Below are 12,500 nucleotides of genomic sequence, written 5' to 3' on the forward strand. Positions count from 1 at the left end.
GATTATTCCAAAGAGCTATAGAGAAAGTTTCTCAATCAATAGAATCGATATGAAGAGAGAGGTGGGTATTACAAAGTCTCCATCAAACACCCCTCCTCCACCCCAAGGTGCGGTAACACGAGTGATTGACCCAGCATCGCTGATTATCCCTTCGGCAAAACCAAGTATAAAAGCCACTGGTAGCAATCTTTGCATTGTACCCCGGTAAACTCTGTACGCTAGGTATGCCAAGACTGATACAAAAGCTAACGAATTCAGTCCGGCACTGGATGAAGTGATCTTCTGAAGTGTGTATATGAAGGCAGAAATTATAAAAGAACTCAACAGAGAAATTGCCAATATGAGTTCGGGGTGGTTTGGTCCCCTAATTCTGGACAAGATTGTCTTATTCAACTCAATGCCTCCTTCATAGAAATTCCTTTCCATTTTTCATAGACTTCTCTTGGTGTGCAGTAACCGATTGCGGAGTGCAATCGTCTGCCGTTGTAGAACTCCACAAACCTGCCGATTGTCGCTTCGGAGTCGCCGAAGCTCTCGAACTCAAACCTTCTGATGACTTCCCTCTCCAGGATTGAGTTGAACGACTCTATGTGGGCATCCTCTTTCGGTGTGTGTGGATGGATGCGCTCATGACTGATGTTCATCATTGAGAGAAACTCCTCCACGGTCCTGCAGACGAGCTGCGTACCGTTGTCATTCCTGATCCTGACATTGCCGATACTGCCAATCCCCCTCTCGTGGAACGCCTGCATCATTGCCTCCCTGACGTCGTCTCCCCTGCACTGGAGTCCAAAATAGTGCTTCACCGCCTCCCTGGTGAAACAGTCGATGAAACCGAGGAAGTATGCGTTCCTCTCCTCGCCGGCAATCCAGACATACTTTATGTCCGTCTCCCAGACTTGGTTCGGTGCGCTGACAATGACTTTGGATTCCACCACTCTGCTGACAGGGCTGCGTCTGTTGTACGAATGGTTGAGCAGACGGTTCTCAGCCATCAGCCTGCGGACTTTCTTCCTGTTTATCACGAAGCCCTCACGCTGCAGCTGCTTCGTCACCTTTTTGTAGCCATAGCACACAAACTCCTGTGAGAGCACTGCCCTCATCTCCTCAACCACCTCACCGTTGGTCAGATACAGTGTTTCACACCCATTCCTCCTCATTGTGTGCATGGAGTCAGCCCTGCCTGCCCTCGAAGGCGATGTGGAAGGCGCCGAATAGAAGCTGCTTCTCGGAATGTGCAGCATGTTCAGCGCATCCGTCACGGGAACACCCTTCGCGACGTATCCGGCCGCCAGTGCGCTCATTGTTTCGTCACCTTCCTTTTTTTTAATGCCTCGCTCAGCATCTCATTGGCGAGCTCCTTTTCAGCAAGGAGCTTCTTCAGCCTGGAGTTCTCCTTCATCAGCTTCCTGATACCCGGTTCCAATCTCCTGGCGTATGACCTGAGGCCGTCTATGCCGAATGTGTCGTAGTTTTCCTTCCACTTGTAGTACATTGTAGGATCGACGGTGTACTTCCTGCACGTCTCCACCACTGCACCCTTTTCCTGTATCTCCTTGATTATGGCAAGCTTCTCCTCCGGCTGCCATCTCCTTCTCGAAGTCGCAGTCACTGTTCTCCCTCCGGACCACCCTCTATCTGACTCCTTTCCTTGAGTATTTTTCCTTCTTCCTTATTTGCCAATTTTGTCCAATGGATTAAGGGGGCAGACCAAGGAAGAGCGTAATCTGAAAAATCAGGGCACTGAACTCACTTATCGAAGCAAGCCGCTATCAAATATCTAAATATTTGCCAGTTTGAGACAAGTTTTCAAAATATCGCTGCTGTCACTTATCGGAGTAATACTTCTGGGGCTGCTGGGAGGATCAGAATCAAAATTGCCAGCCTCTTCAATATGAAGTTTTACACTGTTTCAGAGCATAGTTCTTAAGTTTCGGACACGTTGTGTATAATTGGTTATAGATGATTTGCAAATGTGCATCTACAAGTAATGGAAATGATGGTGGATGAGTGACAGGACCAAATTAGCCAATCTGTTAGATTGTCTAGGGATAGATTTGGTTGAACTAAGGGAAGTGAACAACACCGAGCTACGTCTTAAGGTGCAGAAGACCGTCTATCTACTTAACTATCTCAGGGAGAAAGGATTTGATTATCCATTTTCATTTTACGTTAGGGACCCTACTCTAGAGCGCTCGCCCTGGATTATTATAGAATTGACTCCACGCGGCCTGGTATGATCAAGAATCTGGAGGTAGTAAAGCAGTTCTTTACGCGTGAGACGTCATGGCTTGAATTGGCTTCAACGATGCTTATGGTTCACAAGGACAACGTGGGGCGTTCAAACGTCAATGAATTCGAGATAGTCAAGAATATCAAGCCCTGGATTACTCTTCCCAAGTTTCGTGAGATAATCAATGAATTCAATCAAAGCCATGTGCGTACCATGGTGAAGAATACATCACGAATTTAGTTCAATACTCAGCTGTTACTGACTCTTATGATGGGAGCTGACCTTGACTCACTGAACGAAATTAGGAAGAGTCTCATATGAGTAAGAATGCTATTCCGACCGACGTTTACGCGTTATCTTTTTTTCTTTCTCTACTCACGGTGCGCAGACTGCTGATATTGCAGCGACCGTTCCTAAGACACAGATTGTCCCGTGAAGCCATTCACTCAACATATGGCACTAAGATGCGGTTATAATTCGGCAACGTTAAAATGGAAGTGGCTGCCTTAATAGGGTTGCCAATGGATAGTCATAGCGGCATCACCGCCACCTCCGGGGAACTTACGAGGAATCTGTCGTTCAGGGACGTGTTCTTTCTGTCATTTGGCGGTATGTCGCCATTACTCAGTCTCCTGACTTACGGCGCTGTGGCCCTCGCGTTCGGCGGACCTCTCGCACCGCTGATAATGGTAATGGGCACACTCCTCGTCCTTGTAAACGGCCTTGTTGTAATGCAATTATCCAAGCGGTTCAGAACATCCGGCGGCTACTACACCTATGCCTTTCAGGTTCTTTCGGAGAGAGTAGGCTTCAGCACGGGCTGGGTGTATCTCTTTTATTCCATGCTGTTCGGAATGGCATATGTGATTGGAGCCGTGTTTGTTGTCTCAACAGTCATCGGGCTGCCGAGCTTTATTACACTGATGGCCATAGTCATTCCCGCCTCAGCATTTCTGATTGCAGGCATACGACCGTCGGCGAAGTATGCCGTATACACGGGCATAGTGGAGATTGCTCTCATACTTGTCATAGTTGCCCTCTCATTCTATCTGACAGGAGGCGCCGCATACCTACCCAACCCCGCCGTATACCACATCACGGGCGGTGAATTTGTACTCGGAATACTGTTCGCAATGGGTATTCCGACCGGATATGGCGCGATTGCACCGATATCAGGCGAAGTGAAGAATTCCGAGAAGGTGATTGGAAAATCAGCGGTTTCGGTCATATTGACTGGCGGCCTGCTTGCCACCCTTTTCATATATGGAATTTCAAACCTGCTTCTACAGGAAGGGCTTAAGATTCCTGCAGGAGTTTCAGGTCTTCCGATCCTGTCCGCCATAACTCATGACTTCTCCGCATACGGCGGATATCTCACGATTGCAGTGACTGTTGCAGCACTTAATGACGGCATCCTAGCAATCCTCTCGTTTGGCGCGGCCGCCTCAAGAACAATGTTCAGAATGGGGTACGACAGATCTTTTCCCAGCATATTTGCAACGAAGATCAGAAACCAGCCGATTGTGGCAAATATTGCTGTTTCTGTTATCATACTCTCAGTACCTCTGGTTCTGATACTCAACCTGCCCTTGACAGTTTCATTTATCATTCTTGGAACAATTGCCTCCCTTGGTGGGCTCTTCATTCACATAATGGCTGGCGCCTCCCTCATGCGGGTCGGTATGAGGAGGGGGAAGAGGCTTCTCCTGAGGGGTCCGAAGGATTCAGCGCATGTGCTGTACGACTACAGGGAGGCGGTTCTCGCTGTGGTCGCTGCCACCATAACAACCGTGGAGCTGGTATATTCGGCATATTCAACGCTCCTGGTATACTCAGCGCTTTTCCTGCTCTGGATAGTTGCAGGATACATGATACTGGACGTGAGAGATATAGTAACCAGGACGCCATATACTGCAAGGCTGTTCAAGGGCGAGTTATCCATGGCGGAAAGGTTCAAAGATCTCACCAGTCTGAAAATCAGGAGAGCGCTGCCTGATGTTGTCGTGCAGATGGACGAGAATTTGAAGAGTGCAGTTGACAGGTGTGTGTCCCTGGATGCCCAGGGCGCCGCGGTTATCGACCGCCTGTCCAATCCTGTGGGTACAATGATACTGCGTGATGTGTTCCTGCTTTCGGAAAATGAGATAATGCGGATGAAGGTCGGGGATCTGTGGCTGGAGCGCCCTGTAACAATAGGCAAGGACAGCGATGTCACCGAAATAATCAGGACTTTCAAGGAAAGCAGGATGCCGATCCTGAGTATCGTTGACGAGAACGGGAAGCTGGTAGGAACGGTCAGGGAGAGGGAAGTGCTGATGGCACTGGGTGGAGGCGTGGAGGGGAGTGGCAGCACTGAAGCACCTGCATCTTAGGGACGGTTTATCGACGGTTGCTTCATTTCCTTACTCTACCGCCTCATGCCCTGCTTTTGAACAGAATGCAATACGGCAAGACCACTCCGGGTTTTGCGTCAGATATACACTCGTTTTTGGATCGTCTTGAGGCACAGTTGTGCAATTGTCCGCTGCAGAACAGAATTGAAATGTGCAAAGAAGTGGCATCACAATATCCTCTCTCCTGGGTTTCAAGCGGATACGAGCTGTTTGCTGAATCCAGTACTGCGCTTTGCAAACTCGGACAAGTCGCGACGACCCTAATTACGCTTAGCCGGGAAACGGAAACGTATGAGAGTGTGATTTACGGCATTAGCAGATCAACATTACTGGCATTGTTATGGCGTTAGCTCAGCCCAAATTTATTTGTTCAGCTCTTTCGAAGGGACCGGATGGCTCAATATCTAAATATACCCCAGCATGATTTTTAAGATGACAAACATCGGAATGTCTGGTAACTTTGTTGGCGTGGTGGAGGAAACAAAGTGAATAATTACGGCATATAGCAAAGCTGGAGTTGAGTTGAATGGGATTACTCAAGTTAATTTTGTGGGCATGTTTTATAGTGTTCTTCCCGGAAATAGCCGTGCCCGTAATACTTTTCCTGTGGTGGCAAAGTGAAATTGAGGCGAAGGAGAATCAAAGACTGGCCAGACAGGGAATCGAATCATAACTATTCAATTTCTGCAGATTCAGCGGGACATACGGCGCTTGCCGTTGAAGGATACAGACTACTGGACATGGCACGAGGTATATGCGGCACTCCTGAATATAATCAGATATCAGAATGCGCACAGGTAGGAGGCGTTCCAAAATATGGGCTGACGAAGAAGGACAAATGGACTGCAAGAAAGAGGGCAATCTGAAAATTGATGGCACGGGTCCTCATTAATGTTACACAACACTGGAATGAAGATGGGAGACAGCTGTCACGGAAAACGATTAATCGGCGACATGTATTGCATCAGCCGGTCATGTGAGAAAATGATTGGTTTACTCGTTATAGATATGAACAACGCGTTTGTCAACAGTGAATCACCGCTCTGTGTCAGTGGCGCAAAGAAGACAGTGCCGCGTATCCGGCGCGTCGTTGATGAATGCAGGAAGAGGGGCATCCCCGTATTCTTCATAACAAGGGGGTACAGGGAGGATGGCTCAGACGTTGAACTGAGCAGATGGAAGTACTGGAGCGAGAATGGGAGACCGCTCCTTCTGAACTCAAAGGGAAAACTGTCTGGCGAATTCTACGGGCCGCTCAAGCCGAAGAAAGGCGATTACGTTGTGCTGAAAAAGAAATGGAGCGCCTTTTTCAGGACGGAACTTGACCTTCTTCTCAGAAAGCACGACGTGGACACCGTAGTGATCACAGGCACACAGACACCCAATTGCATAAGGGCAACGGCTTACGATGCAGACATGAATGACTTCGGCACCATTCTGATTTCAGATTGCATCTCTTCAAACACGGAGGAGGTACAGCAGGCAAACCTGAGGGATTTCAGGAATGTCGGCTTCACTGTTCTCTCTTCTGACGAATTCATTGGAAAACTAGACCGCTTCACAGGCGGGAGAACACTTGCCGAAACCGTCAAGACCGACGTGAAGAAGAGGTTCAACAGCAAGACAATGAAGCATCACGGGTGATGACACCTCGTGAGTCGGGTCTACTGCTTACAGGCGGACGCGCAGTATTGTTGACGGACACGCGCGATATATTTGGATCAGTAGCAGGTTTATTCTAATATGATTCCACAGTATCGTTTAAACCTAACATGGAGTTTATTTGTTATGCTATTCTGTTGGCGAAAATATAATTTCTTAAGCTAATTGCTGTAAGTCGTCCAGTAATAACTGCTGAAAATAAGTTTAAAGAAAAGTCAGTAGATGTGTGCAGCACTGGTCATTCTCACTGCCGTTCCAGTCTCGAAACAAGCTGAATGTAAAGCCATGGGAGAGTGAAACCAGGAGAAGGCAAAGTGAAGTTATCTTCTTTTCTTCTTTTTTGATGAACGCGCAGCCTCTGCGCCAGCAACATCGTCGATAAGCACGGACTCGTTGTAATTTTCTTTCAGCCTGTCAAGGACGTAGAAAGTACTGCTCCTTTCCACACCCTCGGTTTTGGTAAGTTGTTCTATTATGCCTGAAAGTTCCTTTTTTGTCCTGCACCTTATTAACACGATAAAATCGACGTCGCCCATAACAAAATAGACTGCCCACACGCCCCTTATTCTGGAAATGGCCTCGCCTATGTTCTGAGAATATTTGGGACCGTATCTTCCACGAACGAGTGAAATGGCCATCATGTTGTTGTCGAGTTTCTCAGGATCCAGCTGTGCATAGAATCCCTTGATTATGCCTGCGTCCTGCAGCTTGCCGACCCTGTTGTGAACGGTGGATTTAGATATCGAAAGTCTGTCAGCGATGCTCTGGAAGCTCATGCCGCCGTCAGTGGAAAGTATCTGGAGCAACATTCTGTCGAGCCTATCGAGTTTTTCATGTGCTTCCTTTGCCATGATGTGTGATAATCAGTCAAAATACAATAAATTATGTCGGCATTCAGTTTCGTGTAACGGTTGTATCTTCAAGGCATTCTTGCAGATCAACATTTGCAGGTGGATGCCATCGACCCAACTGTCCACAGTGAAGTGAGAACCTACCGAGCTGCATAAGGAATAACAGCCACCAGCTGACCACAATCTTTCTCTCTGTGTGAGTATGGCATGACCTTCACACGCCGTCCTGGGCTTGCAGGTCTCCGAAGGAGGAATACCTGTTTCTCCGGAACCGGCACATGGCAGCTGGTGCTGGAACGCGTGTGTCAGCATATCCATTCCACGCTATTACGGATAAAATGAAGTTCATTGCTTGTTTTTTACGTGCCGGCAAGGGAATCGGAGACTGCCAGAGATTCGTCGAGCACCTCAATACCGTGGTCTATTTCCTCTTTCGTCACTATCAGGGGCGGTGCGATGGTGAGATGTGTAATCCATGAGTTGACATAAACACCTCTCTTCATCATCTCCTGAGACACTTTTCCCGCCACTGTCTGTCTTCCTTCAAGTTTGTCCTCTCTGGTGTTGAACGGCTCCTTTGTATCCCTGTTTTTTACAAGCTCAACGGCCCAGAACATACCGACTCCCCTGACATCTCCTATGCTGACGTGCCTCTCCTTCAGCTCTGCAAGACTTCTGCCAAGATACTCTCCAATTTCAGCAGATCGCTTAATCAGATTGAGCCTCTTGTATTCATCAATTGCAGCAACCGCGGGGAGCAGCGTCAGCGGATGCGCCTCATATGTATGGCCATGCTGGAAGACATTGTCCTCGAAGTAATCGGCAATCTCCTTGGTGGTTGCAGTCAGGGAGAGAGGAGCATAGGCGCCGGTTATGCCCTTCGCTGTTGTCAATATGTCCGGCCTGACTTTCCATCTGTTGACTGCAAACCATTCACCAGTCCTTCCCCATCCAGACATCACTTCATCTGCAATGAGCAGTGCACCATGTTCGTGTGTTATCTCACTAAGCCGCTTCATGTAGCCGTCAGGCGGAACAATAACACCGTTTGTGCCTGTCACCGGCTCAACCATGACTGCTGCAACATTTCCCTCATGCCTGAACATGTAGTCGACATATTCCGCGCACGCGATGCCGCATTCAGGATATTTCAATCCCAGCGGGCATCTGTAACAGTATGGGTCGGGCGCCCTGACCACTCCACCTGCATTCCCCGGAGTTTCCGAAGCATATCGCCTGTGGTCACCTGTCAGCGCTATACTGGCTGCCGTTGAACCGTGGTACGAGTCGTACCGGGTGATGATTTTAAATTTCCCCTCCTTCCTGAAAAACATCCGGGCGATTTTGACGGCGGCCTCATTGGCTTCCGTACCTGATGTCCCGTAGAAGAATTTTACCAGATTGTCGGGCAGGACTTCGAGCAGCTTCTTCGTCAGTTCCACCCTCGCAGCTGTTGTGAACTCCGGTGAAATGTAGGGCAGCGTGCGTGCCTGTTCGGCTATTGCATCGATCACCTTCCTGTTGCCGTGACCAAGGTTGCTGCACATGAGCTGGGATGAAAAGTCGAGGTAGGTGTTACCTTCCGAATCGGTGAAGTTGCAACCCTCTGCACCGACAATTAATTTCGGCTTCCAGCCTTCCTGTTTCTTCCAGGTACCGTAGTTGTAATGCCTGGTAATCGCAGCGCCATCCTCTACCACAGTGGCATCCGTTTTCTTGGTATCTGCCTTCATTTTATCCTACCTGCATGCCTGTGACGGCAATCACAGAGCGTTTATCCACGCTGTAACATTACGGCCATTGCCATTATTTAAAGTTAATCGAATTCACTATATTGCTGGAAATTATATACCATAATGGCGGTTGCATAAGACAATATGTCAAATAACATCGAAATTATTTGACTTTTTGCCCAGCAGCCCCTACGAATGCTTGGAGCTATTCAGTGCCGAAATGCAGATTGTGCCCGGTCTGCGGAAAATGATTCAAATACTCATTTCAGGCGCACCCTCAATGCCTGTGCGCAACAAAAGATCGATATCCTCTCAGGAAGTCCTCCTTCCGCTCTCCGTTATGCATAATCATGTGTGATGTCATCAGTAGAAAATTATCATGTTCAACGAAAATGCGCCATCCGTAGTTCACGTATGAATCAGCTTATTAAACATCGCTAAAATTCGTCTTTGCCAGCCGGACTCCACCGGAGTTGCAACGGCAGCCACAAGCATCAGCTGCGAAGATATCCGGGAGATTGCATTCATCAGGTAATCTAACGTGTTTCCAGTCCGGGGTGCCCCGTAACCCGCGGCTATCCAGGCAAGCATTGCCATGGCATAGATTGCGGCAAGTGGCATGACATATCGCAGATTCCTTTTGTTGGACCACGGCATCACCGTGAGCACCAAGAGCAGGCCGGAAACAGTGGCGCTGACAGCTCCCGCACTTCACCAGTAGTATTGTGACCAGTATATGGCATTCCCCACATCTGCCGGAACCAGAAACCATGCACTGACAAAGAACTGTTCATACACGTTGATCATTCCGATAGATGCTGCGTTTGCGACGAGTGCTCCAATTACAAGTGACGCGATGGTGCTCCTGTGCTTCCTTTCCCGAATAAAACAGAAATAGCAGACGCCGACGAATGAGAGGTCAACCGCAACATAGGTGAACGGATAAACCGTATTCGAATAGCCAGCAACCTTAAAGATCAAATGTCCGGCCGAGTCTCTTTCGGGATTGAAAAGTGCAGTTGCTGCGGCATAATCGAACCAGAATCCGAATGACGTTGCAAGTGCAAGCCAGAGCCAGATCGCGACATTCCCGCCCTTATACTCCACGCGGAATGGATGGTTGCCTAAGTTATGAAATTTGTCTGCTGCGGCAGCCGATGACTGTTTCGTGTTTTAGCATTCTATGAAAATTTCACTGAACGTTTGATGCGACCCTTACAGTGACTGCTGCATAATACGCATATTAATTCAACATAGTGTGCTGTTGCACCTCCCTGATTACACTGGATGAGATAGATTCTCTATTCACCAACAATGCCAAAGTGCCGAATTTAGCGGTATTCGCCAATCTCCACGTAATGTGATATGTGCTTCAGCACGACAGTTTTGACTTCCGCAATTTCAGCGGCGGCGGTTTCGAGTTCACCGAACTGTTCAAAGGTCTTAAAGGGGTTCTGAGCAGTTGAAGGTAGGATAGCGTTTTATAGACAGAGAGGCGGTGTGTATCGATGAAATTATCCGAGTGGGCACGACAGGCAGGTGTGCGTTACGAAACCGCATGGAGATGGTACAAGGCATGCATCCTCCCGGTTCCGGCGACACGATTGCCCACAGGGACCATCCTTGTGCTGCCGTCGGCTCCCCCCTCGCCCTCTGTTGCCCTGTATGCGAGAGTCTCTTCACATGACCAGAAGGCAGACCTCGCGCAGCAGACTGCTCGACTTGTCACATACGCCACCGGAAAGGGCTGCAAGATCGGGAAGGTTGTCGAGTAAGTCAGTTCAGGACTCGACTGTCACTGTTCCAAGGACTTTGTCAAATTTTCCTTAAAACTCAGGCTGCTTCATGATTTCTGTGAATGCTGTCCGCTGCAATCACAATTGTCGTCGTCAGTTGCGGACATTGCCCTGATTGCTATGCAGCGGACACTGTCAGTATTGTGCAATAACATGTTTCGGCGACCTCCCCCTGTCGCCGTTTAAATAGTCTGTAAGACTAGAATGATGCATGAGGATGGCGCGTTATCGGCTCCGTGGCAATGCCCGTGCGGTGCCACACATGACCGTGACATACGATCGCGGCCGAACCAGGATGTCTGCCCGTGACCCGGGCAGGAGCGGGAGGCTGATGAGGCAGTTCAAAGATGCTCAGCGGAAGCCTTCAAGTCAACATTTTCAAGCAAAAGTGGACAGTGTCGTTCCAAGTTGCTCGTCATCCTCCGTGATCCCGAGATCGGAGGCATCGTCGTGGAGCATCGTGATCGTCTTGCGAGATTTTGTACAGAGTATATCGAAGCGGCCTTCGCCGCTTCAGGCAGGAGGTTCATCGTGATGGAACAGGGTGAGGAACAGGGTGAAGTGGAGGATGACATCGTGAGGGACATGACGGAAGTACTCATATCCTTCTGTGCACGGCTCTACGGGCGCGGGTCTGCCGGAAACAGAGCAAGGAGAGCGCTGGAGGCAGCACGGGCATGAATATCATTCGCTCGACACGGTGCTCTCTCACGGAGGCCACTCAGGCCAAGGTGGAGCTACTCGCCACTGTCCTGACGGAGTATGGACGGGTGGTGAACCACTTCATCAATCTCTGGTGGGGACACGGCCCTCCACCAAAAAAGACGGAACTCCTCAAGGAAGTCATTGCCGTTCCAGGCACCTGGCTGTCGGCCCGTCTTCGCAAGGTGGCGGCGAGAGAGGCCATTGACATGATCCGCGCCTCGAGAGAGCGGGACGGGAAAGACGCTGTCAAGCCCGTCCATAAGGGCAAGCGGATGTATGTCTCCTCGACCATCGCTTCTCTCACCCACGACGCTGCCGCAAAGGAGTTCGACGCATGGTTGCACATTGCAAGCGTGGGTCGTGGCATCACCATGAATCTCCCCGTGCGGTTCCACAGGCACTATCACCGCTATGCTCAGGACCCGGGAGCGCGCCGATTGGAGTCCTACATCATCACCGAGGATTCAGTGCAGCTGGCATTCGAGGTGGATGTGGGGGAACCCCGTACTGTTGGTCCTGAGCTTGGATTGGATACGGGCATCAACACGCTCGCCGCTCTCTCGGACGGGACGCTCCTGGGGACAGACATCAGGCCGATGGTTGAACGTATCAAGAGATGCAAACACGGTTCGAACGGGCAGAAGACTGCCCGCCGTGCCATCAAACAGCGGATGGCGGAGGTGGCGAAGGAAGTCCTGTCCACTGGTCCCTCAGTCATAGTGACTGAGGATCTTACGCTCCTTTCTCATGGAAGGAAGACACAGCGTCGCGTGTCTAAAAATATGCGGCGTAGTCTCGGTGCGTGGACATACCGTAACTGGCTTAACCGGCTGGAAATGGCCTGCCAGACGAACAGTGTTCGATTCGAGCGGGTTCCACCGGCATACACCAGTCAGCGGTGCCATGAATGCGGCCACATCGGGAAGGGGAACCGGAACGGGGAGAGTTTCTGCTGCCGGAAGTGTGGCTACGCCGGCAACGCGGATGTAAATGCTGCGAAGAACCTCCTGATACGGTTCTGGGGCAAGACCCCGACCCTGCACCAGCCTACGGTCGGTGCTTCAAACGGATGTCATACAACGCTATGACTTCCGAGCTGTCATTGTCTTGAAAGTGAAATGCGATTT

General features: G+C 49.7%; 12 protein-coding genes and 1 pseudogene. 6 read left to right on the top strand and 7 right to left on the bottom strand.

Annotated features, from left to right (window positions below):
• Nucleotides 1-15: 15 nt before the first annotated feature.
• From KIS30_05395 to KIS30_05405, 3 genes are read right to left on the bottom strand one after another with little or no spacing between them, the layout of a single operon-like run.
• Complete coding sequence (locus KIS30_05395) at nucleotides 16-393, bottom strand: hypothetical protein (GenBank protein MBX8646177.1); 378 nt, start codon at nucleotides 391-393, stop codon at nucleotides 16-18.
• Nucleotides 390-1,304: an IS3 family transposase gene (locus KIS30_05400; GenBank protein ID MBX8646178.1), complete on the bottom strand. Its 915-nt coding sequence runs from the start codon at nucleotides 1,302-1,304 to the stop codon at nucleotides 390-392. The genes KIS30_05395 and KIS30_05400 overlap by 4 nt, the downstream gene beginning before the upstream one ends.
• The gene (locus KIS30_05405; GenBank protein MBX8646179.1) at nucleotides 1,301-1,612 is read right to left on the bottom strand and encodes a transposase; all 312 of its coding nucleotides are present in this window, start codon (nucleotides 1,610-1,612) and stop codon (nucleotides 1,301-1,303) included. Before KIS30_05405 ends, KIS30_05400 begins: the two co-directional genes overlap by 4 nt.
• Nucleotides 1,613-2,772: 1,160 nt before the next feature.
• On the opposite strand from KIS30_05405, the gene KIS30_05410 reads away from it, so the two are divergent.
• The 3 genes from KIS30_05410 (at nucleotide 2,773) to KIS30_05420 (ending at nucleotide 6,270) form a co-directional block, all read left to right on the top strand.
• Entirely contained in the window at nucleotides 2,773-4,605 is a 1,833-nt protein-coding gene (locus KIS30_05410) for an amino acid permease (GenBank protein MBX8646180.1), read from the top strand.
• A gap of 644 nt (nucleotides 4,606-5,249) precedes the next feature.
• Entirely contained in the window at nucleotides 5,250-5,492 is a 243-nt protein-coding gene (locus KIS30_05415) for a hypothetical protein (protein ID MBX8646181.1), read from the top strand.
• Between the two features lie 118 nt (nucleotides 5,493-5,610).
• Nucleotides 5,611-6,270, top strand: a complete 660-nt coding sequence (locus KIS30_05420) for a cysteine hydrolase (GenBank protein MBX8646182.1) — start codon at nucleotides 5,611-5,613, stop codon at nucleotides 6,268-6,270.
• 338 nt (nucleotides 6,271-6,608) lie between these two features.
• On the opposite strand, the gene KIS30_05425 is transcribed toward KIS30_05420, so the two are convergent.
• From KIS30_05425 to KIS30_05440, 4 genes are all read right to left on the bottom strand, one after another.
• A complete protein-coding gene (locus KIS30_05425) occupies nucleotides 6,609-7,139 on the bottom strand; it encodes an Lrp/AsnC family transcriptional regulator (protein ID MBX8646183.1) in 531 nt (176 codons plus the stop codon).
• A 359-nt stretch (nucleotides 7,140-7,498) separates the two neighbouring features.
• The gene (locus KIS30_05430) at nucleotides 7,499-8,872 is read right to left on the bottom strand and encodes an aspartate aminotransferase family protein (protein ID MBX8646184.1); all 1,374 of its coding nucleotides are present in this window, start codon (nucleotides 8,870-8,872) and stop codon (nucleotides 7,499-7,501) included.
• Between the two features lie 408 nt (nucleotides 8,873-9,280).
• The gene (locus KIS30_05435; protein MBX8646185.1) at nucleotides 9,281-9,529 is read right to left on the bottom strand and encodes a hypothetical protein; all 249 of its coding nucleotides are present in this window, start codon (nucleotides 9,527-9,529) and stop codon (nucleotides 9,281-9,283) included.
• Between the two features lie 54 nt (nucleotides 9,530-9,583).
• Complete coding sequence (locus KIS30_05440) at nucleotides 9,584-9,979, bottom strand: hypothetical protein (GenBank protein MBX8646186.1); 396 nt, start codon at nucleotides 9,977-9,979, stop codon at nucleotides 9,584-9,586.
• Nucleotides 9,980-10,380: 401 nt separating this feature from the next.
• Here KIS30_05440 and KIS30_05445 point away from each other — a divergent pair, with 401 nt between their 5' ends.
• From KIS30_05445 to KIS30_05455, 3 genes and pseudogenes are all read left to right on the top strand, one after another.
• On the top strand, nucleotides 10,381-10,647 hold the full coding sequence (locus tag KIS30_05445; protein MBX8646187.1) for a recombinase family protein: 267 nt from the start codon (nucleotides 10,381-10,383) through the stop codon (nucleotides 10,645-10,647).
• A gap of 381 nt (nucleotides 10,648-11,028) precedes the next feature.
• Nucleotides 11,029-11,349, top strand: a pseudogene (locus KIS30_05450) (recombinase family protein).
• Nucleotides 11,346-12,461: a transposase gene (locus KIS30_05455; protein ID MBX8646188.1), complete on the top strand. Its 1,116-nt coding sequence runs from the start codon at nucleotides 11,346-11,348 to the stop codon at nucleotides 12,459-12,461. Before KIS30_05450 ends, KIS30_05455 begins: the two are co-directional and overlap by 4 nt.
• The last annotated feature ends 39 nt before the right edge of the window (nucleotides 12,462-12,500 follow it).

The organism is Candidatus Sysuiplasma acidicola (genome assembly GCA_019721035.1).
Classification (GTDB): Archaea; Thermoplasmatota; Thermoplasmata; order Sysuiplasmatales; family Sysuiplasmataceae; genus Sysuiplasma; species Sysuiplasma acidicola.

Bases quoted from the DNA above. Each gene is read 5' to 3' on its own strand.
- KIS30_05400 (MBX8646178.1), bottom strand. From the start codon at position 1,304: ATGAGCGCACTGGCGGCCGGATACGTCGCGAAGGGTGTTCCCGTGACG.
- KIS30_05455 (MBX8646188.1), top strand. From the start codon at position 11,346: ATGAATATCATTCGCTCGACACGGTGCTCTCTCACGGAGGCCACTCAG.
- KIS30_05445 (MBX8646187.1), top strand. From the start codon at position 10,381: ATGAAATTATCCGAGTGGGCACGACAGGCAGGTGTGCGTTACGAAACC.
- KIS30_05425 (MBX8646183.1), bottom strand. From the start codon at position 7,139: ATGGCAAAGGAAGCACATGAAAAACTCGATAGGCTCGACAGAATGTTG.
- KIS30_05435 (MBX8646185.1), bottom strand. From the start codon at position 9,529: ATGCCGTGGTCCAACAAAAGGAATCTGCGATATGTCATGCCACTTGCC.
- KIS30_05420 (MBX8646182.1), top strand. From the start codon at position 5,611: ATGATTGGTTTACTCGTTATAGATATGAACAACGCGTTTGTCAACAGT.
- KIS30_05430 (MBX8646184.1), bottom strand. From the start codon at position 8,872: ATGAAGGCAGATACCAAGAAAACGGATGCCACTGTGGTAGAGGATGGC.